We start from the raw sequence: 26,998 nt of genomic DNA on the forward strand, positions 1-26,998 counted from the left end.
CCTGATGAGCGTTTACGACGACCTGATGAACTTTCAACGCGAAACCTCGGCGCTGGGGCAGATTGCCGGGCGGCTGGGATGGGATCAGGAAACCGTCATGCCGCGCGGGGCCGCCCCGCAACGCGCCGAGGAAATGGCAGCAATCGAGGCGGTCTTGCACGCGCGTCGATCAGACCCTCGCGTGGCTGAGTGGCTGGAGCAGGCCGACCCACAGGACGACGTTGGCAAGGCGCAATTGCGAGAAATTCGCCGCTCGTACGAGCGTACGATCAAGGTGCCCGCTGACCTGGCGAAAGCCATCGCCCGGGTCACCTCGGCGGCGCAAGGCACATGGGCGCAAGCGCGTGCGGACGAGGATGTGGCGGCGTTTCTGCCCGTTCTGCAAGAAGTTGTCGCTCTTAAGCGCGAAGAGGGCGCGGCGCTGGCTCAGGGCGGCGATATTTATGACGCCATGGTCGAAGATTATGAGCCCTATACGACCGGCACTCAGATTGCCCGGATATTTGACCAGATGCGCTCGCGTCTGGTGGCCTTGCGCGCTGCTGTTCTGGACAAAGCCAGACCCGCAGCCCTGACCGGGACCTTTGACGAACCGACCCAGTTGCGCCTGTCTCAAAAGCTGGCTGAAACCTTCGGGTACGATCTGACCACAGGTCGGGTTGACAAGGCCGTTCACCCGTTCAGCTCTGGCAGTGGGTTGGACGTGCGGATAACCACCCGTACCAATGAGGCTGACCCGTTCAACTGTTTCTATTCGACCATTCACGAGGTCGGCCACGCCGCTTATGAACAAAGCATCGACCCGGCTTATCTGCTGACACCTTTGGGGCAGGGCGTGTCGATGGGTGTGCACGAAAGCCAAAGCCGGATTTACGAAAACCAACTGGGCCGGTCCCGCGCCTTCACTGGCTGGCTGTTTGAACAGATGACCGACGCATTCGGCGATTTCGGAATTGCAGACGCCGATACGTTCTATGCCACTGTAAACGGTGTCCATAATGGGTACATCCGCACCGAGGCCGACGAGGTGCAGTACAACCTGCACATCATGCTGCGCTTTGATTTAGAACGCGCTTTGATGAGCGGTGACCTGCAGGTTAGCGACCTCGAGGCTGCCTGGAATGACCGTTTCAAGGCTGACTTCGGCTATGAGGTCGATAGGCCCTCGAACGGGTGTTTGCAGGATGTGCATTGGTCGGTGGGCCTGTTTGGATATTTCCCGACCTATGCGTTGGGCAATGTCTATGCCGGGTGTCTGAATCAGGCCTTGCGCGCAGCGGTTCCGGGGCTGGACGGGCAATTGGCACAGGGCGACACGTCCGGTGCGACAGGATGGTTGCGGGATAATCTTCAGTGTTACGGCGGGCTTAATGCACCCCGCGACACAATCCAGCGCGCCAGCGGTGTCGAACCGGGGCCTGAGCCGTTGCTGGAGTATCTGGAGCAGAAGTTTGGGGCGCTTTATGAGTTGTGAGGATGCCTAGTGGCAAGTTTCTGGTAAGATTCGCGGTCGTTTCAACATCGGCAATCGCCTTGTTCTTGGCGTCGCAAGGCCCTCAAACAAAAGATTCACTGGCGTACCTGTATCAACCATTGGATTGTGGTAGCCTCGGTGCTCCTTGCGATGTGGCTGGGCGCCATTACAGTGCATTGATCCCGAAAGGCGATGGTCCGTTTCCCGTAGTTCTCTTTTTCCACGGATCTGGAGGTACTGGCCAACTGGCCATTCAGAATAGCGCTTTGGTTCAGCCAATTCTGGAACGTGGATACTCCATAGTCGCACCGACGGCTCTTGAAATAGACTATGCTACCGGACCGGGAACCGGTTGGGTCTGGAATGCCGAAAACTATGATTGGAATGACTTTAGTTTTAGCTCCGACGTCGTTAACGATGCGGTAAAGCGTTTTCCAATTGATCCGGAGCGCATAGTCGTCGCGGGCCATTCACGCGGCGGGAGTTTTGCGTGGTATTTGGCCTGTTCCGAAATTGACACGCGCCTGCGGGCATTTGCACCGATTGGAGGAACTCCTGTGCGAGGTCGGCCAGGCCCATGTCAAACTTCAGGACTCAAGTTCGATGTGCTGCACAGCCACGGGTATGCCGACACCGTCATTCCATTTGCTGGCTCCGGTGCGACTATAGGGTGGCCGGGTTATCTAGGCGCAGTTGAAACCGTTGAAGGCATGGCCGTCGCGATAAACTGCGATACGGTAAAGGTTTCCCATGCTAAGGGTTATGACCAACGTAGCTATGATGGATGCGCTGAAGACAAAAACATATCGGTGATCGCCCATCCGGGGGGGCATGGAATACCAGAGATATGGGTTGGGCTAATGCTTGATTGGTTTGACGGTCTTACCGAGTGAATGACAACGGACCACAAGACGTTTTCTTGTGGCCCACCGACAAAAAATTTCAAGGGTGCGGCTATTCTTCCGTCTCGTCCTCATCGCCCTGATCGGCGATCCAGGCAACGCTGACGACAACTTCACCCTTGCCGGTGTTGAACACTTTGACACCGCCTGCGCTGCGCGAACGGAACGATATCCCTTCGACCGGAACGCGGATGGATTGTCCTTTCGAGGTGGCCAGCATGATCTGGTCGTCCATCTCAACCGGGAAAGAGGCAACCAATTCGCCGCCACGCATCGCCTTGTCCATCGCGGCCACGCCCATGCCGCCACGCCCCCGAACCGGGTAGTCGTGGCTTGAACTGAGCTTGCCAGACCCGCTTGCGGAAATGGTCAGGATCAGGTTCTCGGCTGCGGACATTTCGGCATACCGCTCCTGTGGCAGGACGCTGTCGGCGTTGCCCTCATCCTCATCACTTTCGGTCTCGTCCGTGACACCGGCCATCAGGCGACGCATCTTGAGATAAGCAGCGCGTTCGTCCGAGGTGGCCTCGAAATGGCGGATCACTGACATGGAAACGACACGGTCGCCATTTGTCAGCCTGATGCCACGTACACCTGTAGACTTCCGACCTTTGAAAACCCGCACGGCAGTGGTCTGGAACCGGATTGCCCGGCCCGAGTTTGTCACCAGCATTACATCGTCGTCTTCCGAACAGATGCGCGCATTCACCAGTTCCACGCCCTCAGGCAGGTCCATGGCGATCTTGCCGTTGCGTTTGACGTTGGTGAAATCGCTCAGCGCGTTACGGCGGACGTCACCGGCGCTGGTGGCAAAGACAATCTGCAGGTTTTCCCATTCTTCATCCGGCACGTCCACAGGCATGATCGCCGCAATGGAAACCCCGGTCGGGATCGGCAGTATGTTGACGATAGCCTTGCCTTTGCCGGTGCGCCCGGATTGCGGCAGGCGCCAGGTCTTGAGCTTGTAGACCATCCCATCCGTGGTGAAAAACAGCAACTGCGTGTGGGTATTCGCCACGAAGAGGTTGGTAACGACATCCTCTTCTTTGGTCTGCATGCCCGACAGTCCTTTGCCGCCACGCTTTTGCGCCCGGAAGTCAGCCAGCGGGGTCCGCTTGATATAGCCGCCTGACGTGACAGTCACGACCATGTCTTCGCGTTCGATCAGGTCCTCGTCATCCATGTCGCCAGACCAGTCGACGATCTCGGTGCGGCGGGGTACGGCAAACTGCTCGCGGACCTCTCGTAGTTCATCACCGATGATGGACATGATGCGCTCGCGTGAGGACAGGATCTCAAGGTATTCCTTAATCTTGCCTGCAAGTTCTTCCAACTCGTCGGTGACTTCTTTGACGCCGATCTGGGTCAGGCGTTGCAGGCGCAGTTCCAGAATGGCGCGGGCTTGCGTTTCCGACAGGTTGTACGTGCCATCGTCGTTTGCAGTGTGGGTCGGATCATCGATCAACGCGATGTATTCCAGTATCGGTTGCGCCGGCCAGCGCCGCGTCATCAACTTTTCCCGCGCCTCAGACGCATCAGCCGATTGACGGATCGTTGTGACGATTTCATCGATATTGGTCACGGCCACGGCCAGACCACACAGGATATGGCTGCGCTCGCGCGCCTTGCGCAAAAGATAGGCGGTGCGGCGGGCGACCACGTCCTCGCGGAAGTCGATGAAGCTGGTCAGGAACCTGCGCAGGGTCAGCTGCTCAGGCCGACCACCGTTCAGGGCCAGCATGTTACAGCCGAAATAGGTTTGCATGGGCGAGAACCGGAAAAGCTGGTTCAGCACCACTTCGGGCGTCGCGTCGCGTTTCAGTTCGACGACAACCCGCACACCATTGCGGTCGGATTCGTCCTGCACATGGGCGACGCCTTCGATCCGCTTTTCTCGCACGGCTTCGGCGATCTTTTCGATCATCGAGGCTTTGTTCACCTGATAGGGAATCTCATCCACGACGATGGCATAGCGATCCTTTCGGATCTCTTCGACGCGGGTCTTTGACCGGATGATGACGCTGCCACGACCCTCCAGATAGGCCTTACGCGCGCCGGACCGGCCCAACATGACGCCGCCGGTTGGGAAATCGGGGCCGGGGACGTAATCAATCAGCTGTTCCGATGTCAGGTCCGGATCGTCAATCAGGGCCAGCGTGGCGTCGACCACCTCACCCAAATTGTGCGGCGGGATGTTGGTCGCCATACCGACGGCGATACCACCGGCACCGTTGACCAGCATGTTCGGGAATCGCGCGGGCAGGACGGTCGGTTCTTTGTCTTTGCCGTCGTAGTTGTCCTGAAAGTCAACAGTGTCTTTTTCGATATCGGCCAAAAGGGATGCGGCGGGTTTGTCCATCCGCACTTCGGTATAGCGCATGGCCGCTGGGTTATCGCCGTCCATCGAACCAAAGTTGCCCTGACCGTCCAGCAGCGGCAGCGACATCGAGAAATCCTGCGCCATCCGCACCAGCGCGTCATAGATCGCGCTGTCGCCATGGGGGTGGTATTTACCCATCACGTCGCCGACCGGACGGGCCGATTTACGGTACGATTTGTCGTGCGTATTCCCGGTTTCATGCATCGCGTATAGAATTCGGCGATGAACCGGCTTCAACCCGTCGCGCAAATCAGGGATCGCACGGCTGACGATGACGGACATCGCATAATCGAGATACGACGTGCGCATCTCGGATTCGATGGACACCGTCGGGCCGTCGTAAACGGGGCGCTCGGGCGGGGTTTCATCCATGTTTTCGGGGATTTCTGGCGTATCGCTCACGTAAACTGCCCGTTTATTGTGCTGGGTCTATATCTTGTGGATGTACCTTATCAGACCCGGCACATAAGGTGCAAGCAGGCAACGATTTAGCACATGAAATACCCCGGTAACATCTGCGTAACATATTGTTAACTAAGGGTTAGGCAGTTTTGGTGTTATGATGAAGAGACCTTGCAAGAAATTGGAGGTCTGCATGGAGCAAAGCGAAACTGAATTAATGCTCAAGGGATACGGGCTGACGACGGCGGAATTCTTCTACCGAATGCCCGACTATATCCACGTTCTGAACACGTTCATTTGGCAGGAATACGATCTGGCGCCGGATCATCCTAAGCTGTTCGATTTCATCGACTTTTGGCAGCGCGAAATCGATGGTCCGCTGCATTCCGTCCGGTTCACGCATCGCAAGATGGTCGCACCGGGGGAATGGCGCAATGTCGTGGGTGAGTTTCGGGTAAACTGACAGCTGGGCCAGATTGAGTGCCACAAAAGTATTTCAACGTATTTCATTCGCGGGTGCGTGGGCTAGGGTGTTGACCACGCGACCGGTCAGATAAGGAATCACCCATGCCCAGATTGTTGTTTATTGCCGCTGCCGTTTGTCTCAGCGGCCCCGCCGCAGCTGACGGCGTTTTGGACACAATCAAAAAGGGTGCCGAGAATACCGCCACTGCCATCGGGCAAGGGGCTGATGCTGTTGGCAATACCATTGATAAAGGCGTGAACGCTGTCGAGGGCACTGTGGACTCGACTTCAGAACTGCTGAGCAACGAAGCCACTCCTGAAGAGACACGCGCCAAGCTGGATGGGATGGCCACCGAAATTCTGGATCAACTATTGGCGGAAAACCCAAAAGCGCAATCGCTGTATGAAATCTGCGCCGGTTACGCAGTTTTTGATTCTCGTAAGGTTACGGTGTTCCCAGTTTCAGCTGGCTATGGGCGCGGCGCGGCGATTTCGAAAGATACGGGTCAGCACACATATATGAACATGGGAACAGGCGGTGTCGGTGGGGCGATCGGCATTGGCGGGTTCGAATCCAAGTTCGTGATCATGTTCGAAACACCGGCCGACTTGGATAAGTTTATCGCGGATGGATACGATGCCAACGCTGAAACGGGGGCGATGTACGGAGACGAAAGCACCGCAGAAACCGTGCGCTTTACTGACGGCCGATCATTCTTTGAGCTGTCGAAAACAGGCTGGCGCGTGTCGGCCGGTGCGTCCGGTACAAAATTCTGGAAATCGCCCGAACTGAACTGATCAGCCCGAACAACTGGCCCCGCCCAAAACACAGAACTTGGCGCAGTGCGGGTGGTTGAGGTGCACATCCGCCTCCGCCTCGGCCAGGGTGTGGCCCATTTCGAACTCGGGTTCATAAGGCAGCAGGGTGCAGGCCAGAACAGCTGGTTTTTCAGCACCTTTGCGTTTGACCACCATACGGGCGCTGGCGCACATCACCGCGTCCGGTGACTTGTCCAGGATGCCCCAACAGGCGGTGGTGATTTCAGGCACCTCTACGGTTTCGTCCATTTCCGGGAACAGAACGGTCATGCCGGGATTTTGCGCGTCGATGTCAAACCCGTGCTGCACAAAGAACGCTGCATACCCGGCACGGCTGTCGGCGTCGCTGTCACCCCAGACAGTGCGCCCGGCCACGGCCATGTTGAAACCGTTGTCACGCAACCACTCCATTCCGGTCACGGTCCTTGCGAAACTGCCTTTGCCGCGTTCCTCATCGTGAAGCTCGGGGCGGTAGTGGTCGACTGAAATCCGCAGGGTCAGTTTATTGCCAAACTCGCGCTGCAGCTCCAGCAGCCCCTCACGCATCTTGCGGCGCATCATCGGCAGCATGGCGTTGGTCAGAATCAACACTTCGTAGCCGCGCTCCAGCGCGGCACGGGTCATGTCGATCATCTCGGGGTTCATGAACGGCTCGCCGCCGGTAAATCCGATTTCGCGAATGGGCCAATTGCGAGTTTCAATCTGATCCAGATAATCGCGCACCTCATCCGCCGAGATATAGACCAGCGCATCATTTGTCGGGCTGCTGGCAATATAGCAATTGACGCATTCGATATTGCACAGGGTTCCGGTATTGAACCACAATGTCTCGGGGTTGCTCAGCGCCACGGAGGCCCGCGTTTGCCCGTCAGCTGTCACTGATTTGTCCTGAAATTTGCCGATATTGGCGCTCTGAGGGGCGTTGTCTTTCATTCCGGTATCCGGTTCTTTGAAGTCGTCAAACTGACTTAGCCCTTCGATACAGGATAGTTAAGTGGGTCCGCGGCGACCTGACAGAGTTTTGATGAGGGGAAATCCGCTTGATTGATTGCGCTAACATTGGACATGTCTCTGGGGGCAAGGTAAGGAAAACGCATGGTTTCTCGTGTTATACCCGTTGATCCGTTCGATCTGGTCATCTTTGGCGGCACCGGAGATCTTGCGCAGCGCAAGATCCTTCCGGCGCTGTTTCGGCGTTTTTGCGCAGGACAGTGGCCCCAACAAGTGCAGATCATTGGTGCAGCGCGGGCCGGTCTGGACCGGCAGGGCTTTCTTGGCATGGTCACCGAATTGTTGCGTACCTATGCCGAAAACCAGTGTCGGGACGCCAGTGCACTGAGTGCGTTTTTGCAGCGGGTCGACTATGTCGCGCTGGATGGGCTGTCGGATGAAGGCTGGGATCAGCTTGCCGGCAAGCTGACCGCCGACCGCGTACGCGCGTTTTATTTCTCGGTTGGGCCCAGCTTGTTCGGGCCGCTGGCCGAGCGGATCAAATCCCACGATCTGGCAACCCAGGAAACGCGGATTGTTGTCGAAAAACCCTTTGGACACGATCTCGACAGCGCAAGGGCATTGAACGCCACGCTGGCTGTGCATTTCTCAGAAAGTCAGATCTACCGGATTGATCATTATCTGGGGAAAGAAACGGTTCAGAACCTGATGGCGGTTCGGTTCGGGAACATGCTGTTCGAGCCGCTTTGGAACAGCCAATACGTCGATCACATCCAGATCACGGTGGCTGAATCCGTCGGTATCGACGGGCGCGAAGAGTATTATGAGCGCGCAGGTGCCATGCGCGACATGATGCAAAACCACCTGATGCAGCTACTGTGTCTGATCGCGATGGAGCCGCCAGCCAAGTTTGACCCCGACGCGGTGCGGGACGAAAAGCTCAAGGTTATCCGCGCGCTGGATCCGGTGAAGCCGCATCATATCGTGCGCGGCCAATTCGAAGGCGGAGCTGGCAATCCCGGTTATCGCGATGTAGTGGGCAACCGGCGCTCGACCACGGAAAGTTATGTGGCCCTGCGCGCCCATGTCAGCAACTGGCGATGGGCGGGAACACCGTTTTACTTGCGCACCGGGAAACGTTTGGTGGCACGGTCTTCGGTGATCAATGTGATGTTCAAGGACGCGCCGCATTCGATCTTTGGCGCCGATGCCGGGCGGCATGCCAACGCGCTTTCGATCCGTCTGCAACCCAACGAGGGCATCACCTTGAAAGTAACAATCAAAGAACCGGGGCAGGGCGGTATGCGTCTGGTTGATGTGCCGCTGGACATGAGCTTTGCCGAGGCGCTGGGACCCGAAAGTCAAGACCCGCCGGACGCCTATGAACGGCTGGTGATGGATGTGATCCGCGGCAATCAGACCCTGTTCATGCGTGGGGACGAGGTTGAGGCCGCCTGGGCCTGGACCGACCCCATCATTGCAGGCTGGCACGCGCGCGGTGACGTGCCCAAACCCTATGATATTGGCAGCACAGGCCCGGGCGACGCCGAGCTGCTGATGAAACGTGACGGTCGCCGTTGGCAAGGAATAAACCCATGAACATTCAAGAATACGCCGACCGGGACATGCTGGCCATCGACGTCGCAAACGTACTGGCCGGAGATCTTGAGGCTGCTTTGCTGCACCATGATACGGTCTCGTTAGCGGTTCCGGGCGGCACCACGCCGGGGCCGGTATTTGACGGGCTGTGTGCGGCGGATCTGGAATGGGACCGGGTGCACGTTCTGCCAACGGATGAACGCTGTGTGCCGGGTGACCACGGCCGCTCGAACGAGCGTCTGATCCGTGAACGTCTGCTGACCAACCGCGCTGCGGTAGCGCAGTACCTTCCTTTGTATGTCGCGGGCAAAGCGCCCGAGGACGTGCTGCCCGAGGTTGAAAGCCTGATCAATCCGGTGCTGCCGTTGTCGGTTCTTGTGCTTGGCATGGGCGAGGATATGCACACCGCCTCGCTGTTTCCCGGGATGGACGGGTTAGAGGCCGCGCTAGACAGTCACGCGCCTACCTTGGCGGTGGCGCGCACCGATGTTCAACCTGAGGCGCGGATCACGCTCAGCGCTCAGGTGTTGGATGGTGCCTTGTCGAAACATCTGATCATCTTTGGCACAGCAAAGCGCGACGCGCTGGAACGGGCCATGTCTTTGCCACCCGAAGACGCCCCGATTGCGGCGGTTCTGGGTGGCATGACAGTACATTGGGCGGAGTGATGACGATGAACCTGGAAACGCTCAATAAGCTTGCCCTGGAACGCAATGACCAAACCATTCTTGGGTTGTTTGATACAGACACGGACCGTGCACAGGGTTTTTCGATCTCGACCGGCAATCTGCTGTTTGATTATTCCAAAACTCAGATCGACGCCGATATTCGGAACGCCCTGATCCGCTTGTGTGACGAAGCCGGGTTGGCCGACCGTCGCACCGCGATGTTCGATGGGGCGAAGATCAATGAAACCGAAGGGCGTTCGGTGTTACACACCGCATTGCGCAATCTGGATGGCGGTCCGGTTGAAGTCGACGGACTGGACGTCATGCCCGATGTTCTGGACACGCTGCACCGCATGCGCGTCTTTGCCGAAGAGGTACGCGGCGGCGCGGTGATCGGGGCAGGGGGCAGCTTTACCGATGTGGTCAACATAGGGATCGGCGGCTCTGATCTGGGCCCGGTGATGGCCACCCATGCGCTGGCTCCGTATCATGACGGCCCACGGTTGCACTATGTGTCCAACGTGGACGGTGCACATATCGCCGACACTCTGCGCCAGCTTGATCCGACCCGGACGCTGGTGATCGTGGCCTCCAAGACCTTTACCACTATCGAAACCATGACCAATGCCCGCACGGCCCGGGCCTGGATGGCGGATGGTGGTGGTGATCCGGCCAAACAATTCGCCGCAGTGTCCAGTGCGCTGGACAAGACCCAGGCCTTTGGCATCCCGTCAGAGCACGTATTTGGCTTTGCGGACTGGGTTGGTGGGCGTTACTCGGTCTGGGGGCCGGTGGGATTGCCGGTCATGATCGCGGTCGGTTCAAACGCCTTTGATGCGTTTCTGCGAGGTGGTCAGGCGATGGATGTGCATTTCCAGGCCGCCGATTGGGTCGAGAACATGCCGGTGCTGCTGGCGTTGGTCGGTATCTGGCACCGTCAGGTTCTGGGCCATTCCAGCCGGGCCGTTTTGCCCTATGATCAGCGATTGCTGCGACTTCCGGCCTATTTCCAGCAGTTGGAAATGGAATCGAACGGTAAATCCGTGGCGATGGATGGCAGCCCGTTGACTGGCCCGTCCGGCCCTGTCGTTTGGGGCGAGCCCGGCACTAATGGTCAGCACGCCTTTTACCAGCTGATCCATCAAGGTACCGACGTTATCCCCTGCGAGTTCATGGTCGCCGCCGAGGGTCATGAGCCCGAGCTTGTCCACCATCACCGTCTGTTGCTGGCCAATTGCTTTGCCCAATCCGAGGCCCTGATGCGAGGGCGTGGGTTGGATGAGGCGCGGCAACTTATGGCTGACAAGGGTTTGCAAGGCGAAGAACTGGAACGTCAGGCCCGTCACCGGGTGTTTCCGGGCAACCGCCCATCTTCGACCTTGATCTACCCGATGCTTACACCGTTTGTGTTGGGCCAGATCATCGCGCTGTATGAGCACCGCGTGTTTGTCGAAGGTGTTTTACTGGGGATCAACTCGTTCGACCAATGGGGGGTTGAGCTTGGTAAGGAACTGGCGACCTCGCTGGGCCCGGTCGTCGACGGTGAGATCAGCGCTGATGGCAAGGACGGCTCGACCGCGGCGCTGGTCGCTTATGCGCTGCGCCACCGGGACTAAATCCGCGCGGAAACCGTGCCCTGCCGTAGCGGCAGGCCGCATTCTCTTATTGTCAGACAATTAAATGATTGGCAGGGTTCTTCCTGAGGAGAAGCAGCGAAACCGCGCCAGATCGGTCCGCGTTACGCTGCAATAAAATGGTACGGTCACTCAGAAACCGTGCTGACATAGGGAGGATGCCCATGCTGGGACAGATGATGACGCAGCCATTGCTGATCTCGTCGCTGATTGAACACGCCGATCGCTATCATGGCGAGACTGAGATTTTCTCGGTCGAAACCGATGGCTCAGTGACAGAGACCAGCTGGTCGCAAGTGGCAGAGAACGCGCGAAAACTGGCATCAGCCTTGAGCAAGCTGGGGCTCGACCCGCAGGACCGGATCGGGACATTGGCCTGGAACAATCGCCGCCATCTTGAGATCTATTTTGCGGCCTCCGGCGCAGGGTTCGTTTGCCACACGATCAATCCGCGCCTGTTTCCCGAACAGCTGACTTACATCATCAACCACGCGCAGGACCGGGTTCTGTTTTTCGACGCGACCTTTATTCCGCTGGTCGCAGCACTGCGGGAGCATCTGACTGAGGTTCAGTATTTCGTGTTTATGGGGCCACGCAATGACGATGCAACCGCCCAAATTCCTGGTGTTCAGTTTTATGATGAGATGATCGAGGCCGGAGATCCCGGTTTCGAATGGCCCAGTTTCGACGAAAACACCGCCTCGAGCCTGTGTTACACGTCCGGCACGACTGGCAATCCCAAAGGCGTGCTTTATTCCCATCGCTCTACAGTTCTGCACAGTTTTGGATCGAACACGCGCGATGTCATTGGGTTTTCAGCCATGGATGTGGTGATGCCCGTTGTGCCGATGTTCCATGTGAATGCCTGGGGATCACCTTACGCCTGTGCCATGTCGGGGTCTCGTATGGTGATGCCAGGGCCGGACCTGCATGGCGAGGCGCTGGTGAAACTGATCGACAATTATGGGGTCACTTTGGCGTTGGGGGTGCCGACAATCTGGCAGGGGTTGTTGGCCTATGCCGAGCAGTCCGGCAGTAAACTGGCAAGCCTGGAGCGCACCGTCATTGGCGGGGCGGCTTGCCCCCCATCGATGATCGAAACCTTCCGAGAAACTTATGGTGTCGATACCGTTCACGCCTGGGGCATGAGCGAGATGAGCCCGTTGGGAACTGCTAACCACCCCTTGGCCAAGCACCGGGCGCTGCCGACTGAGGAACAGCACAGAGTGCGAGAAAGCCAGGGTCGCCCCTGTTATGGTGTTGAGCTAAAGATCGTGGATGACGATGGCAACGAGTTACCGCGCGATGGCGAAGCGCAGGGCGATCTCATGGTGCGGGGGTATTGGGTTCTGGACAGCTATTTCCAGATGCAGGATCAAGATCTGCTGCAGGATGGTTGGTTCGCCACCGGTGATGTCGCGACGCTGGATGCGGATGGGTACATGACGATCCGGGACCGCTCGAAAGACATCATCAAATCTGGTGGTGAGTGGATCAGTTCGGTCGAACTTGAAAATATTGCCGTAGCGCATCCCAAACTGGCAACCGCAGCCGTTGTTGGGGTGCCTCATCCAAAGTGGGATGAGCGCCCGATCCTGGTTGCGGTAAAGGCCGAAGGCGAAGACCCGACCGAGGAGGAATTGTTGGCCTTCTTCGATGACAAGATCGCCAAGTGGCAGGTGCCCGACAAGGTTGTCTTCGTGGATGCTCTGCCGTTGAATGCAACAGGCAAAATCCTCAAGCGTACTTTGCGGGCAGAGTTCGAGGGCGTCCTGACCCGTTAATGACCCTTTTGACGTCAGGTTCAGGCCCTTGGAGTTTTGGGCAGGCTACTTGCGCTAAAACTGATGCTCGCGTAGTGCAGCGATCACGCTCATTCTGGCCTAATGGCCTGTGGGCGAAATTCATTTATGCTGGCGTCCTGAAGTAAGTGGGCTGGCCGAAAAAGCTGATTAAGAAGGCGGAGTTATTGTGAAGGGCCAGGGGCAGTATTTCAAACATATCGATGGTCTGCGCGCGGTCGCCGTGTTGGGTGTTCTTTTGGCTCACTACGGGATTCCCGGCGTGCCGGGCGGATTTTTGGGTGTAGATGTCTTCTTTGTCATCAGCGGTTACCTGATCACAAGATTGATCATTCAGGAAAAAGGTCGTACCGGAACCTTCAGCTATCGCCGTTTTTATATCCGCAGATTTCGCAGGCTTCTACCCGCCGCGATGTTTCTTATCGGATTGTGTTTTCTAGTGTTCTACCCGGTGCTTGGGACTGCGGATCTGAGCAGCTTTTTAAGGTCGATACCTCTTTCTATCCTGTCTCTTGCCAATATCGGGTTCTATCGAGAGGTCGGCTATTTCGACACGGCAGCCGAATTCAAACCGCTCCTTCATATGTGGTCGCTCAGCGTGGAAGAACAGTTTTACCTGATCTGGCCGACCGTTCTTTTGGCCGTCCTGTGGGTGCGCCGGTTTGGAACGGGTGTTTTGATTGCTTTGTTTGTGGTCGGGGTACTGGTGGCGCAAATCACGGTGAGCAAGGACCCTAGTGCAGCCTATTTCCTGCTTCCCGCCCGCGCGTTTGAATTGCTCGCCGGTGCTTTGTTGGCCGCTTTCCTGGCGCCTTTGTCGCCCTATGCCCGGCCTAGCACATCGTCCGAAAAAACACGAGGCTATCTCGCTCTTGCGGGTATTGCGATGATCGGATTGTCCTTTGCCCTGATGACTGAAGAAAGCCGGCTTCCGGGCCTTCTCAGTTTGGTTCCTGTATTGGGCACGGTTCTGGTCATTGCCTTTGGCGCAAGTGGGGTTGTTGGGAAAGTGCTTAGCCTTCGGCCAGTGGTTTGGATCGGTTTGATCAGCTATTCCCTGTACCTGTTTCACTGGCCGGTTCAGGTGTATTTCGCTTACCGCATGCCGATTGAGCCTTCTATATGGCTGCGCCTTTCGTTCTTCCCGATCTCTATCGCGTTGGCGGCGATCAGCTACTATCTGGTCGAGGAACGATTTCGCAAACCTGCGCCAGGGGACAGTCGATTTGGCAATATTCCCTTCCTGGCGACGACCGCCGGTTTTGCCGCACTGGTTGGCTTTTCTACGTACTCTCTGTTTCTGTCCACACCTCCCAGTGCGGTGCTGCCCAAAGGCACAAAGGTGACCAATGTCAGTTATGCAAAGTTGCCTTATCCCGGTGAACCCGAGCACGTGATTTATCGGTTCGAACCAACGGACAGGCCTGTTTCCCGAAAGATTCTTCTGTTGGGGGACAGTCACGCGCACCATCTGCACATCGGGTTCATACAGGAAATTGTCAGCCGCGGCGCACTAGTTGACAGTGCAGAACTTCCAGCATGCCCCCCGCTTTTTGGGGTGTCGCGCTTTTACGTGGGCGAGAAGATCAGAAAAGACCGTCAGCAGAACTGTTTGAACAACATTCAGAACAAAGAGGCCTTGGCGCTTCAACCCGAATATGACGCTGTGGTTATATCAGCGCGCTGGTACTCCATGCTGGAAGAGCCCCCTACAAGCCGGTTCGAAAGGGACAAGCTGACAACCCGTGCCCAGGATGAAATCCCGAGCCTTGAAGACACTCGCGACCTGTTCGAATCGTCTTTGGCCGAAACCATTTCCAAGCTGAAACGGGCTGGAAAACGCGTGGTTATCTTTTCCCAGGTTCCGTCGCTGGGGTCCGATCTGACGCAATGCCAAAGCTTGTTTCCGGGGTCTGACACAACCACGATCAGGAAGAATCGGTGTTACAGCCTGACTGCGGAAGAAATGCAGAAACGCGCCGCATACACGGATGGCGTGTTGGCAGAATTCGGAAAGAAAGAAGGTGTTCTTACCGTTCTGCCGATGGACTTATTCTGCGATGAAAACACCTGTCATTTTACAGATCCCGAAACAGGCATTGCGCTTTACCAGGATGACAATCATTTGTCAGAGTTTGGCAGCCACAAGCTGATCAAGTGGGCAATTGAACAACGAGATTTGCTTGAGTTCCTGGAGGTGCCCAACCTTGAAAAGGGCATGGCAAAGATCAACTGACCCTGTCGGGGTCAGGCTTGAGACCTCGTGAATCCGCTAACGTAGCCCAGAATTTGGTCGGTTTGGAGGAATTGGCTCCGGCGGTAGGGATCGAACCTACGACCAATTGATTAACAGTCAACTGCTCTACCGCTGAGCTACGCCGGAACGGTTCGCGCCGTATAGCAACCCGTTTCTGCGGCGTCCAGAGGGGGGAAGTGATTTTTCGTCGAAAACTCTGACTGTGAGACACAGGCCAAAACCCACGTGATGATAGTATCCATACTGTGGGAAAATTGGCTCCGGCGGTAGGGATCGAACCTACGACCAATTGATTAACAGTCAACTGCTCTACCGCTGAGCTACGCCGGAACTGAGGGGCGTATAACAACCCGGATTTTCGCCGTCCAGAGGGGAACGACACGAATTCGCAAAAAACTTCGGGCAGCTTAGGTCTGCCTGAAAAACCGGGCATTGGCAGAGAGTTCTCCGTCAAATGCAACCTTTGATTTCCCCGACAGATCAACAAGATGGGCGAATACGTTCCGCGCGGCTGCAGGCAATAGTGCGGCTGGCGTGTCGGTGTATATGCGTGTGGCCAGGTCCCGGGCCGAGCCCGGCTGATCCTCAAGCGCCGCCAGAATCTGGGCCTCGCGGGCAAGGCGGTGATTGATCAGCCAGTCCAGCCGACCCGCAGGGTCAGTTATTGGTGCGCCGTGACCCGCGTGGAACACCGACCAGTCGCGTGCGCGCAGACGGTGACAGGCCTGCATGAAATCTGTCAGATCTCCGTCCGGGGGGGAGACCAGCGAACTGGCCCACCCCATGACGTGATCAGCCGTGAAACACACATCTTCCCAACCCAGTGCGATGTGATTGCCCAGATGGCCTGGCGTGTGGATGACCTCAAGCTGCCAACCATCTCCGGCGACCCGCGCGCCGCCCGCCACTTCAATATCGGGGCGAAACCCTGTGTCGATGCCTTCACCGCCGCCCGCAAGCCCCTGTTGCGCCAGCTCAGACATGATCGCGCTGCGCCCTGCCTGAGGGCCGCCAAAGGCCAGAACCGGCGCGCCAGTGCGCGCGGACAAAGGGGCGGCGAGGGGCGAATGATCCAGATGGGTATGGGTCACAATGATATGGCTGATGCGTTGACCCGGCTGCACCGCGTTTAGAATCGCCTCGAGATGTGGCTCGCTTTGGGGGCCGGGGTCGATCACGGCGATGTCACGGGTGCCCAATAGATAGGTATTGGTGCCGCGATTGGTCATGGGTGAAGGGTTCGGTGCCACTATGCGTCGCAGACCGGGCTGCAATTCAACAGCTTGACCGGGGATTGGGTTGAAATCGTCTGGGGCCTGCATTCTGCACTCTTTCTCTTGTCGTAACAGCCCGTTAGGTTTAGCGCATGTCCGCACAATGGCTCAAACCCTATATGCCGCGCAGCCTGTATGCCCGTTCCGCGCTGATACTGGTCCTGCCAGTGATTGTTCTGCTGTTGGTGGTGGGCATCGCCTTCCTTCAAAAGCACCTCGAAGATGTCACGGCGCAGATGACCCGCGCAGCCTCGCGCGAGGTGACGTTGATTACCGATGTCGTGGCAGTGATGGAAACGCAACAACAGGCTTTGGCGGCCGTGCGCCCCGACCTGGTGGCGCTGGATATGAAGGCTCGGTTTTTGGGTATCAACGAAGAGCCCGTGATCGGCTCTCGCCGGTGGTATGATTTCATCGCGCCACAGGTCGAGTTCGAGCTGCGCGCCTTGTTGCCGGATCTTGAAATGGTTGCTTTGCCTAGTACACATGAGGCGCGGTTGTACCTGAATACAAAGCTTGGCCTGTTGCAACTGACCTTTGATCGCCGCCGCCTGTCACCGGTGGCGCCGCACCAGTTGATCGTGACGATGTTGTTTTTTGCCGTCGTCATGACCACGATCTCGTTTCTTTACATGCGTAATCAGCTGCGCCCGATAACCCGACTGGCCGAGGCCGCTCAGGCCTTTGGTCGCGGACGCGTGGTGCCGTACTCTCCGGGTGGTGCGATCGAAGTGCGCGCCGCCGGCAGTGCGTTTCTGGACATGCGCGCCCGCATCGAACGCCAGATGGAGCAGCGCACGATGATGTTGTCCGGGGTCAGCCACGATTTGCGGACACCGCTGACCCGGCTGAAACTGGGCCTGTCGATGCTGCCCGAAGATGACGCCGCTCCGCTGCAGCAGGACGTGGACGAGATGCAGTTGCTGTTGGATGCTTTCCTGGAGTTTTCCCGTGGCGCAGCCGAGGGGACACCGGAAGCTGTGAATCCGGAGGTGTTGCTGCAGCAGATCGTCAAGGATGCGAAACGGGCAGGTCACGCGGCGGATCTTGTCTTGGTCGAGGGGGCAGGCACCACCATGCTGCGGCCCACAGCCATTCGTCGGGCGGTGGAAAATCTGATCGGAAATGCGGTTAGATATGGTGCGCATGCCGATGTCAGTCTGACGATCACACCAAAATCTATCCGTATCCGGGTTGAGGATGACGGGCCGGGCATTCCCCCCGAGCAGCGTACAGAGGCGGTCAAACCGTTTTCCCGTCTGGACCCGGCGCGCAACCAAAATCAGGGCAGCGGCGTGGGGCTGGGGCTAGCCATCGTGGCGGATATCGCCCGCGCGCATGGGGGCGTGTTACGCTTGGGCAAAAGTGAGCGGCTGGGCGGCCTGTGTGCCGACATCATCATTGGCCGGTAGGCTTTGGCCCGCGTTGGTATAGCCACCGCATGACCAAGGGCGTCAGGTACATCGGAATCTGATACGCGCCGATGAACACCATGATCGGTGCGGTGACGTCCGGCGGCAACGCTACGAAAAACAGCGCGATATTCCGGTTTGCAGAGATCACAGAAACCGCCGTGGCGCTTGCAGGGGGCAAACGAAATTGTGTCAGCTTGAAAAAGACCACCTGCGCGCCAAAATTCATAACGCAGACAAAGACGATCCAGAACAGGGCCTGCCCGGTGTCCATCAAAAGGGACTCGCTGACCGAAGGCATCAGGCCCACCACAAAGACAGCCAGAGTGATGTTTGCAAGACCTTCCAGGCTAAACTCGGTGTCTTCTGAGGGGGTCCGGAGCATGGTTTTCCGGAGGGTGATCGCAACTGCCGTTGCAAGTGAGATAGTGACCAGCAGCTTCCCGGCCGCCCAAAGTACGGCGCTGAAACTGCCAAGTTCCGGTGCCAGCCAGAACACAGGCGCCATGGTCAACGGCAACAGCGCAGTGCCGACCACCAGCAGACGCAAGGCAAATTCTGGCGAATGCCCCATCATCCGGCAAAGGTTCGGGCTGCCGGCGATGGACGGAGCGGCCGTCATGACCAGCAGCGCAAACAACACCGGACTGCCGATCCACGCGCCTGCCGCGCCGCCAGCCAGAACCAACAACGGCAGAGCCAATTGCAACGCGACAACAATAGCGATGACCTGGGGCAGGTGCCTGATCGAACCCAGAATGCTCTCGGGCTGCATACGCAAAACTGTGACGAACAGCAAAAGCACCACCATCGGCGGTAGCAGGGGGCGCATGGGTTGCGCCAGACCGGGCAACAACAGCCCGGCAATCAAGCCCGCCAACAATACATAAGGTCCGTGGCGAGCGGCGATGTGCAGCGGGTTCAAGGGCGGGCTACCCGGATGGGTTTTGACGCAGGTTTTCCGGTAGCCACGTGGCCAGCTCCGGGAACCAGATCAACACGAACACCATCACAACCATGATCAGGAACATCGGGATCGCAGCGCGCGCGATATAACCCATCTCGTGGTTGGTCATGCCTTGCATGACGAATAGGTTAAAACCGATGGGTGGCGTAATCTGCGCCATCTCGACCACGACAACGATGAAAATGCCAAACCAGATCAGGTCAATCCCTGCGTCACGGATCATCGGCTCGACCACCGCCATTGTCAGCACGACCGACGAGATGCCGTCCAGAAAACACCCCAAAATGATGTAGAAAACCAGCAGCACCATCAGCAGCTCGAACCGGGTCAGATCCCATCCGGCGATCAGGTCGGCCAGACCACGGGGCAAGCCGGTGAAACCCATCGACAAGGACAGGAACGCAGCACCCGCAAGGATCAGAGCGATCATCGCACTAGTGCGAGTTGCGCCCATCAGGCTTTCAGTGAAGGTCTTCCAGCTGAGCGATCCTTGGCCCGCAGCCAGCAGCAGCCCTCCGATCACGCCAAAGGCGGCGGCCTCGGTGGCGGTGGCATAGCCCAGATACATCGACCCGATCACCACGAGGATCAGCAGAATTACGGGCAGTAGGAACCGCGAATTCCTGATCTTCTCAGCAAAGCTCAGCTTGGTTTCCTGGTTCGGGTTCCAATCCTTGCCCAACTTGGAATAGATCGCGACATAGCCCATGAACATGGCAGCCAAAAACAACCCCGGCATGATACCAGCAAAGAACAGTTTGGTGATCGATTCATTGATGGTGACGCCGTAGACAATCAAGGTCAATGAGGGCGGAATCATCAACCCCAGCGTTGCCGCGCCCGTCAAAGTGCCGATGATCATACGTTCGGGATAGTTGCGTTTGCGCAGCTCTGGGATCGACATCTTGCCGACCGTGGTAAGTGTCGCGGCGGACGACCCGGACACAGCAGCGAACACCGTGCAGCCCACGATGTTGGTGTGCACCAGACCGCCGGGCAAGGGGGCCATCCAGGGTGAGAGGCCCTTGAACATATCCTCGGATAATCGCGTTCGGTACAGGATTTCTCCCATCCAGATGAACATCGGCAACGCCGTCAGGGTCCATGAAGACGAGGCTGACCAGATCGTGGTTATCATGACGTCGCCGACCGGGCGCGTCGTAAACAGCTCCATCCCGACCCATGCGACGCCCATCAGGGCAAGGCCGACCCAGATGCCAGAGCCCAGTAGCGTGAACAGAACAAAGAGAAAGAGGATAATGATTGATGCGTTTTCCATGCGCTCACTCTCCGTGGCTTTGATCGGCAAGATCGCGGGTGATGCGGTGGTCACCTTTGAAGAGCACGTGGAACAGGTGATCAGTCAACGCGATGGCCAGAATGATGGCTCCGATCAGCATTGCCGATTGTGGAATCCACAGGGGCGTTCTGTCCTGCCCCTGGCTGATATCGTTGAATTTCCAGCTCCAATAAACAAAGCGGTATGCGTACCAGCAGAAATACCACATCACTGCGGCACCAATGGTAAAGCACCAGATCTCTAGAATTCTGCGGGCCTTGTCCGGAACCGCATTCAACAGAATCGACACTCGGATATGGCTGCCCCGGTTCAGTGCGTTGGCAAAGGCCAGAAACGAAGCCGCAGCCATCGCATAGCCGGCGTAATCGGGCGCGCCGGGAAAAACCTCACCCGTCCAGCGGGCCAGCATCTGCACAACGATCAGCACCAGAATGGCGATCAGGCTCAGCGCCGCCAGGACGCCCGCCACTTGGTAGATGAAATCCAGTACGGACCGAAGCCCTCGCAATGCCGCCATGCTGTCCCCGCTTTGTTATTATTTGATGGAAAGCGGGCGGCAATTCACACTGCCGCCCCTGTCAGCAAAACTACTGAGCCGAGTTGAAGGTGTCGACGATGGCTTTACCTTCATCACCAGAGGCTTCGAGCCATTCGTTGGTCATGGTGACGCCGATCTCTTTCAGCTCGTTCGTCATCTGCTCGGACGCGGGGCCCACAGTCATACCGCCGTCCCGTAGACCTTGCAGGGTAAACCCGGTGTATTCCTTGGCCCTCCAGTTGCCCGCATATTCCGCAAGTTCGGCGCAAGCCTGGATCACGTTCTTGTTGGCATCAGACACGCCGGACCAGATGTCCGAATTGACCATCACATAATTGCGCGGCAGCCAAGCATCGACTTCGTAGAAATAATCGAGGCTTTCCCAGACCTTGCGGTCGTACCCCGTTGACCCCGAGGACACCATGGAATCCGCAACACCGGTGGCGAATGCCTGACTGATTTCAGCAGCTTCGATGGTCACCGGTAGCATTCCGGTCAGTTCGGCCAAACGCGATGTGGCGTTGTTGTACGACCGGAACTTGATGCCCTTCATATCTGCGACCGAGTTCACCTCGTCTTTGAAATACAGGCCCTGCGGTGGCCACGGTACGGCATACAGCAGCGTCAGGTTCTGTTCGGCCAGCAGGTTCTCAATCGACGGCCTTGCAGCGTCCCACAGCTTGGCGCTGTCGTCGAATGAGGTGGCCAGGAACGGGATCGAGTCAAATCCGAACAGCGCGTTTTCGTTCTGGTGGCCGGACAGCAGACGCTCACCAATCGGGGCTTGCCCAGTCTGGATCGCACGCTTGATATCGGCGCCTTTGAACAGCGAGCCTGATGGGTGGGTGACAATCTCAATCTCGCCGCCGGTGCCGGTGGTGACGCATTTGGCGAACTCGGCACCAGTTGCGGAATGGAAATTCGACGCCGAATAGGCCATCGGCATATCCCATTTTTCCGCTGTTGCCGGAACGGCCGCAGCTGCGGTCAGCGCAGTTGCTGCCAAAAGGCTTGTCAGTTTTTTCATCTTTAGTCTCCCTGGTTTAATAAGATGGGCCGGTTTGAGCACCGGCTTTGTTATATTTTGTATCGTGACGGCGCATAGACGGTCATATCCGTATTGGGTGTTCTTCCTGCGATCATCTGCGCCAAAAGGCGTCCAGTTTTTGGCCCTCCCGTCAGGCCGATATGGTGGTGCCCAAAGCCCATGTAGGCACCTTCCGCTCCGGGGACTTCTCCGATCACCGGGATCGAATCCACCGGGGCGGGCCGGTGCCCCATCCATTCCACTTCGTCCTTCCACGTGATCCCCGGAAACACAGACCGGGCATTCTTGCGCAACAACTCGAACGGAGCCCGCGATGGCGGCGCGTCCAGCCCACCGAATTCGACAATCCCCGCGAGCCGGATGCGGCCCTCCATCGGGGTGGCAACAAATTTGCCTGAGGCCACCATAACCGGGCTTTTGGGCATTGCGGAAGGTTCCACCAATTCAAGATGATACCCGCGTTCGCTTTCCAGTGGAACAGCAACACCCAGTTTGCGGGCCAATGGGCCGGACCAGACCCCTGCGGTGACGATCGCGGTGTCGCAGGCAATGGTGTGGCCGCCAGCGCGCACGCCGGTCACCTTGCCGTTTTCGCGCGCCACATCATCGACCGCAGCCTGGATGATCCGGCCGCCGTTGGCTTCGACATGCGCAGCCAGATCTTTGACATAACGCCCCGGATCGCGGATATGCCCGTGATCGCCCAGGCGTGCGGCAAAGCTGATGTCCTTGCTGAACACCGGGTCATAGTCGTGAAAAGCTTGGCCTTCCAGTTCGTCCCAAGTGAACCCGTTTTTGCGCCGGATATCCCAGCCAAAGGCGTCGCCTTCGAAATGCTGCCTGTCTTCATATAGGAACAAATAGTCCGACGGGGTGATCCATTTCTCAGCCCCGGTGCCTTGGGCCAGCGCTTGATGGTCGTTCAGACTGTCACCCACGATAGGGGTCAAGGCGGCGGCAATATGCTTTACGTCATCAGCGTTGGCATGTTTCAAATAGCGCAGCAGCCACGGCAGTAACTTGGGGATGTACCCCCATTTCATGAACAAGGGCTGCGAGCGGTCGAACAGCATTCGAGGCGCCTTGCCCAGCAGCCCCGGCACTGTGACCGGCACAACGGAACACGAAGCCAAAACCCCGCCATTGCCGTGTGAGGTCCCTTCGCCGGGCCCGGCCTTGTCGATCAGGATCACTTCGTGCCCGTCGCGTTGCAGCCATACAGCTGCGGACACGCCGACAATTCCGGCGCCGATGATGGCGATGTTTTTTTTCTCGCTCATGCCGCCACCGCCTTGGCCAAAGCGTAGTGGTCCAGCTTGTCCAGATCAGGGCGTCCGCCCAAACCGGGGCTGTCCGGCACGATGACCTTGCCATTCTGCACAAGGAACGGCTCTTCCAGAATGTCCTCTTTCAGGAAGTACGAAGCCTGATAGAACTCGCACCCGAGTGTGATTTCGGGGGTCGCCGCAATCATATGGGTTCCGGCCAGATGGGCCAGACCAGCCTCGAACATGTCCCCGCCATAAGCGCTGAGCCCATGCGCCGCCGCAATCCGCGCGACGGTCTGCCCGCGGCTCAGCCCGCCGGATTTCATGATCTTGACCGAGACACCGTCACAAATTCCCTCGCGCGCGGCGCGTTCCATCTCTTCGGGGCCAAACACGCTTTCATCGGCCAGAAGGGGCACATCGATCTGACCGCGCAGGGTGGCCATCATTCCGTAATGATGCGCGCGCACGGGCTGTTCGATGAAATCCGGTTTGAACTGCGCGACATCGCGCACCCGCGCTGACGCGCCCTCAACGGTCAGCCCCTGATTATAGTCCACGCGGACCGAGAATTCGGGGCAATGCTGGGCTAAATGCTCTAGCCGCAGAATATCAAAGGCATGATCTCGGAACCCTGTTTTCAGCTTTACGATCCGCACGCCGTCTACCTGCAATTGCTCCAACAGCGCCACATCCTGCGCGAAGTCCGGGTTGGCAATTGAGCAACTGAGTGGGATCGTGTCGCGGTACTTGCCACCTAACAGCGCCCAAACGGGCACGGCGCTGATGCGACCGGCAAGGTCCAGCAGCGCGGTTTCCAAGGCTGCCTTGGCCTCGGTGCAATGGGCAACCGCAAAGGTAGCTTTGGCCATGATGGCGGCACGATCTGCAACGCGTGATCCGACAACCAGCGGTCGCAGATACCGATCCAGCGCCGCATAAGTCGCCTCGGGCGTGCCGGTGAAAACCGACCAGGGCGAGGCCTCACCAAACCCTTGAGTTCCGTCCTCGGATGTCAGGCGCAGGATGACCACCTCGCAGTTTCCTTCAACTGATCCGATTCCATGATCGCGCCGCGAGGTGACGGGCAGTTCAAGATGCCACAGGTCAAAGCCTGTGATGGTCTGGTGCAGGTCGGTCATTGTTACTCCGGTCTGGTAAAAGAACCGTGCCGTGGCAAGTGTATCATTTCAAATACTATGTTATGGCAAGATCATCAGAAAAAATGATGAGGTGGGCCAATGTCTCTTCGGTTTCGGCAATTGCAGGCGTTTCATGCGATCATGGAGACTGGAACGGTGACGGGTGCGGCCTCGGTTCTGGGGATTTCGCAGCCGGGGATCAGCAACCTTCTGGCCCAGCTGGAGCGCGAAGCCCGCCTGCCGCTGTTTGAGCGTAACAAAGGCAGGTTGTTACCAACCCCCGAAGCCGAGCTGCTGTTTCGTGAAGTAGACACTGTTGTTCGCGGGCTAGACCACGTGGCACAGGCGGTGACCGATTTGCAGAACAAGCATCCCGGTCAGTTGCAGGTGGCGGCCCCGCATCTGCTGTCTTTTGGCTTTATGCCACAGGAAATCGCCCTGTTCGCTGCCAGCCGGCCCAACCTGTCGGTTAGTTTCCAATCGCAATATTCGTCAAAAATTCAGGAATGGGTGATTTCGGGCCTGTTCGAGGTGGGGGTTGTTGAGATGCCGATCCTGCATGACACGCTCAACTATCAGGAATTCCATTTCGAAACGCTGGCCACGTTTCCCGAAGGCAGTCCCTTAACCCAATACGATGTCCTGACCCCGGAATTGCTGGAGGATGAACCCTTTATCGTCATGGGCCCGGAACATCAGACCCATCGCCGAACCCGCGATATATTTCAGGCGGAGGGGCGCACGTGGCGGACCAAGATTTACACGCACCTGTCCGAAAATCTGCTGAGCTTTGTCAAACAGGGCATGGGCGTGGCGGTGATCGACCCCTTTACCGTGACGTTTGACGCGGAAGGCGGCTATCAAACCCGCCCGTTCCGGCCTGCGGTGATGCTGGATCTGGCCATCATCACCGCCAAAGGGCGTCCACTATCTGCAATCGCGCAAGAGTTTCTGGCCCAGCTGACGCCCTCAATCGCGTCCTACGCCACCCACTCGGACACAGGCGCGGCTGCTTCGTGAAGGGGTTGCGAGTGGATGTCCACCAGGGTGGGACCATCATGTTCGATGGCTTCTTTCAGGACACGGCGCAAATCGTCAGGGTCCTTGACCGTCCATGATTTGACGCCAAAGGCCGAGGCGACGGCCGCATGGTCCGTTCGATTGAAATCGACATTGTAATATCGCTGCCCGAACCCGGCATCCTGACCGGCCTTGATCCAGCCGAACACGGCGTTCGAGAACACGATTGACGTGATCGGCATGTTGTGCCGAACCATGGTCTCAAACTCGCCACAGGCAAAGCCAAAAGATCCGTCACCCATCACCGCCAATGTCTTGACCGAAGGGCGACCGACATGTGCGCCCATCGCAGCGCCCAGCGAATAGCCAAGCGCGCCATGGGCCCGGTTGGTAATGAAATGCCGCCCCGGCTTTTGCCAGCGGTAGTGCGCGCTGAAATAGGGGCAGGGGGTGCCCGGATCAGCTACCACAATGGCGTCGTCGTCCAGAATATCCATGAGAGAAGCCATGACGGCCTCGGGCCGGATCGGCGCTTCACGGCTGGCGGCCAGTGGGGTATAGGCCGCCAGTTTGGCGTCCCACGCGGTTTTCGCCTTGGCCGCGCCGCCCTGTGCAGGCAGATCACCCCGTTCGCCGAGTGTGTTCACCAACGCCTCAAGCGCCAGCCGCGCATCAGCGCAGATAGCCACCTCGGTTTGATAGTTGGCGCCGATGACCATCGGATCGCTGTCGATATGGATCACGGTGACGTCGCGTGTCGGGCTGCGCCAGCGTTCGGTGGTAACCGATCCGGCGCGGCATCCGATGAACAGAACAACATCTGCCGCGTCCACAACCGCGCGCGTTGCCGGGACCCCGCCATTCGATCCCACGACGCCCAAAGCCAGTGCGTCTGTTTCCGCAATCGATCCCTGACCAGACACAGTTGTCGCCACCGGCATATCCAACAGCGCGGCCAATTTGTGCAACGCATCCGTTGCGCCTGACAGAACCGGACCTCCGCCGCAGATCGCCACGGCTGAGCTCGCCCCGGCCAGAATCTTGGCCGCAGTTTCAATTGCGGCTTGATCCGGGGCCGCGCGTTCTGCGGGATAGGTTTGGTGTCTTGCGTCGGCCCAAATTTCGGCCTCGTCCACCTGTGCTTTCTGCGTGTCAAACGGCAAGGCCAGATGTGTCGCGCCAGGGGTGCCCGTGGTCATCGCCCGAAAGGCAGCACGCACCATGGCAGGCAGGCGGGTTGCATCATCTAATGAGGCGTTCCACTTGGACAAAGGCCTGAACAGAGCTTCCTGATCCAGCTCGGTCAGCGGGTATTTTCCCCGGCTGGTGGTCGCCACATCCGAAGTGATGGCCAGGATCGGGACCGAGCTTTCATTGGCCTCGATCACACCGGGCAGGATGTATGTCGCGCCGCCGCCAGACGGGCCCTCGCACACGCCGGGCTTGCCGGTCACACGGGCATAGCCGTCGGCCATATAGGCTGCATGCCGTTCGTCGCGGGTCAGGATGTGTTCGATCCCATGATCCATCTGCGCCAACGCGTCATAAAAGGGCAGTGTCGTGTCCCCGCACAGGCCAAACATGTGTTTTACACCATGCGCGTTCAGCATGCGCACCATCGCCTCGGCTCCGGTCAGATAATTTGTTCCCGACATCTTTTGCCCCGCTTTCAAATT

General features: G+C 58.0%; 21 protein-coding genes and 2 tRNA genes. 11 read left to right on the top strand and 12 right to left on the bottom strand.

Annotated elements, in window-relative coordinates:
- The first annotated feature begins 4 nt into the window (after window positions 1–4).
- Together SJY13_RS02885 and SJY13_RS02890 are read left to right on the top strand one after the other, a co-directional pair.
- A complete protein-coding gene (locus SJY13_RS02885; RefSeq protein WP_377187458.1) occupies window positions 5–1,474 on the top strand; it encodes a carboxypeptidase M32 in 1,470 nt (489 codons plus the stop codon).
- A gap of 2 nt (window positions 1,475–1,476) precedes the next feature.
- Window positions 1,477–2,367, top strand: a complete 891-nt coding sequence (locus SJY13_RS02890) for an alpha/beta hydrolase family esterase (protein ID WP_377187461.1) — start codon at window positions 1,477–1,479, stop codon at window positions 2,365–2,367.
- A 61-nt stretch (window positions 2,368–2,428) separates the two neighbouring features.
- On the opposite strand, the gene gyrA is transcribed toward SJY13_RS02890, so the two are convergent.
- Complete coding sequence (gyrA, locus tag SJY13_RS02895; protein WP_377193545.1) at window positions 2,429–5,128, bottom strand: DNA gyrase subunit A; 2,700 nt, start codon at window positions 5,126–5,128, stop codon at window positions 2,429–2,431.
- A gap of 223 nt (window positions 5,129–5,351) precedes the next feature.
- Between gyrA and SJY13_RS02900 the strand changes: the two genes are divergently transcribed.
- Both SJY13_RS02900 and SJY13_RS02905 read left to right on the top strand, forming a co-directional pair.
- The gene (locus SJY13_RS02900) at window positions 5,352–5,621 is read left to right on the top strand and encodes an usg protein (RefSeq protein WP_377187464.1); all 270 of its coding nucleotides are present in this window, start codon (window positions 5,352–5,354) and stop codon (window positions 5,619–5,621) included.
- A gap of 104 nt (window positions 5,622–5,725) precedes the next feature.
- Window positions 5,726–6,421, top strand: coding sequence for a hypothetical protein (locus SJY13_RS02905; RefSeq protein WP_377187467.1), 696 nt, complete (start codon window positions 5,726–5,728; stop codon window positions 6,419–6,421).
- Here the strand turns inward: SJY13_RS02905 and SJY13_RS02910 are convergent, their stop codons facing one another.
- Window positions 6,422–7,375: a radical SAM protein gene (locus SJY13_RS02910; RefSeq protein WP_377187470.1), complete on the bottom strand. Its 954-nt coding sequence runs from the start codon at window positions 7,373–7,375 to the stop codon at window positions 6,422–6,424.
- A 162-nt stretch (window positions 7,376–7,537) separates the two neighbouring features.
- Between SJY13_RS02910 and zwf the strand changes: the two genes are divergently transcribed.
- The 5 genes from zwf to SJY13_RS02935 all read left to right on the top strand — a co-directional run bounded on the left by zwf (window position 7,538) and on the right by SJY13_RS02935 (window position 15,332).
- Window positions 7,538–8,992 carry a glucose-6-phosphate dehydrogenase gene (zwf, locus tag SJY13_RS02915; protein WP_377187473.1) on the top strand — a complete coding sequence of 485 codons (1,455 nt, stop codon included), beginning with the start codon at window positions 7,538–7,540 and terminating at the stop codon, window positions 8,990–8,992.
- Window positions 8,989–9,660, top strand: coding sequence for a 6-phosphogluconolactonase (gene pgl, locus SJY13_RS02920; protein WP_377187476.1), 672 nt, complete (start codon window positions 8,989–8,991; stop codon window positions 9,658–9,660). Before zwf ends, pgl begins: the two co-directional genes overlap by 4 nt.
- 5 nt (window positions 9,661–9,665) lie before the next feature.
- Window positions 9,666–11,276 (top strand): glucose-6-phosphate isomerase, encoded by a 1,611-nt coding sequence (gene pgi, locus SJY13_RS02925; RefSeq protein WP_377187479.1) that lies wholly within the window; start codon window positions 9,666–9,668, stop codon window positions 11,274–11,276.
- 182 nt (window positions 11,277–11,458) lie between these two features.
- Window positions 11,459–13,078 (top strand): long-chain-fatty-acid--CoA ligase, encoded by a 1,620-nt coding sequence (locus SJY13_RS02930; protein ID WP_377187482.1) that lies wholly within the window; start codon window positions 11,459–11,461, stop codon window positions 13,076–13,078.
- A gap of 187 nt (window positions 13,079–13,265) precedes the next feature.
- Window positions 13,266–15,332, top strand: coding sequence for an acyltransferase family protein (locus SJY13_RS02935; protein ID WP_377187485.1), 2,067 nt, complete (start codon window positions 13,266–13,268; stop codon window positions 15,330–15,332).
- A 72-nt stretch (window positions 15,333–15,404) separates the two neighbouring features.
- Here SJY13_RS02935 and SJY13_RS02940 read toward each other — a convergent pair.
- The 3 genes from SJY13_RS02940 to SJY13_RS02950 all read right to left on the bottom strand — a co-directional run bounded on the left by SJY13_RS02940 (window position 15,405) and on the right by SJY13_RS02950 (window position 16,675).
- A tRNA-Asn gene (locus tag SJY13_RS02940) sits at window positions 15,405–15,479 on the bottom strand.
- A 129-nt stretch (window positions 15,480–15,608) separates the two neighbouring features.
- Window positions 15,609–15,683: transfer RNA gene (locus tag SJY13_RS02945), tRNA-Asn, on the bottom strand.
- Window positions 15,684–15,760: 77 nt separating this feature from the next.
- Window positions 15,761–16,675, bottom strand: coding sequence for an MBL fold metallo-hydrolase (locus SJY13_RS02950; RefSeq protein WP_377187488.1), 915 nt, complete (start codon window positions 16,673–16,675; stop codon window positions 15,761–15,763).
- Between the two features lie 44 nt (window positions 16,676–16,719).
- Here SJY13_RS02950 and SJY13_RS02955 point away from each other — a divergent pair, with 44 nt between their 5' ends.
- Complete coding sequence (locus SJY13_RS02955) at window positions 16,720–18,039, top strand: ATP-binding protein (RefSeq protein ID WP_085820685.1); 1,320 nt, start codon at window positions 16,720–16,722, stop codon at window positions 18,037–18,039.
- Here SJY13_RS02955 and SJY13_RS02960 read toward each other — a convergent pair.
- The 6 genes from SJY13_RS02960 to SJY13_RS02985 form a co-directional block, all read right to left on the bottom strand.
- Complete coding sequence (locus SJY13_RS02960; protein WP_377187491.1) at window positions 18,026–18,964, bottom strand: hypothetical protein; 939 nt, start codon at window positions 18,962–18,964, stop codon at window positions 18,026–18,028. The genes SJY13_RS02955 and SJY13_RS02960 overlap by 14 nt on opposite strands.
- Before the next feature lie 7 nt (window positions 18,965–18,971).
- Window positions 18,972–20,285: a TRAP transporter large permease gene (locus SJY13_RS02965; protein ID WP_377187494.1), complete on the bottom strand. Its 1,314-nt coding sequence runs from the start codon at window positions 20,283–20,285 to the stop codon at window positions 18,972–18,974.
- Window positions 20,286–20,289: 4 nt separating this feature from the next.
- The gene (locus SJY13_RS02970; protein ID WP_377187497.1) at window positions 20,290–20,823 is read right to left on the bottom strand and encodes a TRAP transporter small permease; all 534 of its coding nucleotides are present in this window, start codon (window positions 20,821–20,823) and stop codon (window positions 20,290–20,292) included.
- Window positions 20,824–20,893: 70 nt separating this feature from the next.
- Window positions 20,894–21,871 carry a TRAP transporter substrate-binding protein gene (locus SJY13_RS02975; protein WP_377187500.1) on the bottom strand — a complete coding sequence of 326 codons (978 nt, stop codon included), beginning with the start codon at window positions 21,869–21,871 and terminating at the stop codon, window positions 20,894–20,896.
- Between the two features lie 50 nt (window positions 21,872–21,921).
- Window positions 21,922–23,172, bottom strand: a complete 1,251-nt coding sequence (locus tag SJY13_RS02980; protein ID WP_377187503.1) for an NAD(P)/FAD-dependent oxidoreductase — start codon at window positions 23,170–23,172, stop codon at window positions 21,922–21,924.
- Complete coding sequence (locus SJY13_RS02985) at window positions 23,169–24,302, bottom strand: enolase C-terminal domain-like protein (RefSeq protein ID WP_377187506.1); 1,134 nt, start codon at window positions 24,300–24,302, stop codon at window positions 23,169–23,171. Before SJY13_RS02985 ends, SJY13_RS02980 begins: the two co-directional genes overlap by 4 nt.
- Before the next feature lie 99 nt (window positions 24,303–24,401).
- Between SJY13_RS02985 and SJY13_RS02990 the strand changes: the two genes are divergently transcribed.
- Window positions 24,402–25,322 (top strand): LysR family transcriptional regulator, encoded by a 921-nt coding sequence (locus SJY13_RS02990; protein WP_377187509.1) that lies wholly within the window; start codon window positions 24,402–24,404, stop codon window positions 25,320–25,322.
- On the opposite strand, the gene SJY13_RS02995 is transcribed toward SJY13_RS02990, so the two are convergent.
- Complete coding sequence (locus SJY13_RS02995; RefSeq protein WP_377187512.1) at window positions 25,283–26,977, bottom strand: thiamine pyrophosphate-binding protein; 1,695 nt, start codon at window positions 26,975–26,977, stop codon at window positions 25,283–25,285. The two genes, SJY13_RS02990 and SJY13_RS02995, sit on opposite strands and share 40 nt — an antisense overlap.
- Window positions 26,978–26,998 lie beyond the last annotated feature (21 nt).

The sequence above is a fragment of the Ruegeria meonggei genome (genome assembly GCF_042768335.1).
Lineage (GTDB): Bacteria > Pseudomonadota > Alphaproteobacteria > Rhodobacterales > Rhodobacteraceae > Ruegeria > Ruegeria meonggei.

What these genes read in the sequence shown, in the direction of transcription:
- SJY13_RS02885 (WP_377187458.1), top strand. Translation starts at nt 5, where the DNA reads ATGAGCGTTTACGACGACCTGATGAACTTTCAACGCGAAACCTCGGCG.
- SJY13_RS02890 (WP_377187461.1), top strand. Translation starts at nt 1,477, where the DNA reads ATGCCTAGTGGCAAGTTTCTGGTAAGATTCGCGGTCGTTTCAACATCG.
- gyrA (WP_377193545.1), bottom strand. Translation starts at nt 5,128, where the DNA reads ATGGATGAAACCCCGCCCGAGCGCCCCGTTTACGACGGCCCGACGGTG.
- SJY13_RS02900 (WP_377187464.1), top strand. Translation starts at nt 5,352, where the DNA reads ATGGAGCAAAGCGAAACTGAATTAATGCTCAAGGGATACGGGCTGACG.
- SJY13_RS02905 (WP_377187467.1), top strand. Translation starts at nt 5,726, where the DNA reads ATGCCCAGATTGTTGTTTATTGCCGCTGCCGTTTGTCTCAGCGGCCCC.
- SJY13_RS02910 (WP_377187470.1), bottom strand. Translation starts at nt 7,375, where the DNA reads ATGAAAGACAACGCCCCTCAGAGCGCCAATATCGGCAAATTTCAGGAC.
- zwf (WP_377187473.1), top strand. Translation starts at nt 7,538, where the DNA reads ATGGTTTCTCGTGTTATACCCGTTGATCCGTTCGATCTGGTCATCTTT.
- pgl (WP_377187476.1), top strand. Translation starts at nt 8,989, where the DNA reads ATGAACATTCAAGAATACGCCGACCGGGACATGCTGGCCATCGACGTC.
- pgi (WP_377187479.1), top strand. Translation starts at nt 9,666, where the DNA reads ATGAACCTGGAAACGCTCAATAAGCTTGCCCTGGAACGCAATGACCAA.
- SJY13_RS02930 (WP_377187482.1), top strand. Translation starts at nt 11,459, where the DNA reads ATGCTGGGACAGATGATGACGCAGCCATTGCTGATCTCGTCGCTGATT.
- SJY13_RS02950 (WP_377187488.1), bottom strand. Translation starts at nt 16,675, where the DNA reads ATGCAGGCCCCAGACGATTTCAACCCAATCCCCGGTCAAGCTGTTGAA.
- SJY13_RS02955 (WP_085820685.1), top strand. Translation starts at nt 16,720, where the DNA reads ATGTCCGCACAATGGCTCAAACCCTATATGCCGCGCAGCCTGTATGCC.
- SJY13_RS02965 (WP_377187494.1), bottom strand. Translation starts at nt 20,285, where the DNA reads ATGGAAAACGCATCAATCATTATCCTCTTTCTCTTTGTTCTGTTCACG.
- SJY13_RS02970 (WP_377187497.1), bottom strand. Translation starts at nt 20,823, where the DNA reads ATGGCGGCATTGCGAGGGCTTCGGTCCGTACTGGATTTCATCTACCAA.
- SJY13_RS02975 (WP_377187500.1), bottom strand. Translation starts at nt 21,871, where the DNA reads ATGAAAAAACTGACAAGCCTTTTGGCAGCAACTGCGCTGACCGCAGCT.
- SJY13_RS02980 (WP_377187503.1), bottom strand. Translation starts at nt 23,172, where the DNA reads ATGAGCGAGAAAAAAAACATCGCCATCATCGGCGCCGGAATTGTCGGC.
- SJY13_RS02985 (WP_377187506.1), bottom strand. Translation starts at nt 24,302, where the DNA reads ATGACCGACCTGCACCAGACCATCACAGGCTTTGACCTGTGGCATCTT.
- SJY13_RS02990 (WP_377187509.1), top strand. Translation starts at nt 24,402, where the DNA reads ATGTCTCTTCGGTTTCGGCAATTGCAGGCGTTTCATGCGATCATGGAG.
- SJY13_RS02995 (WP_377187512.1), bottom strand. Translation starts at nt 26,977, where the DNA reads ATGTCGGGAACAAATTATCTGACCGGAGCCGAGGCGATGGTGCGCATG.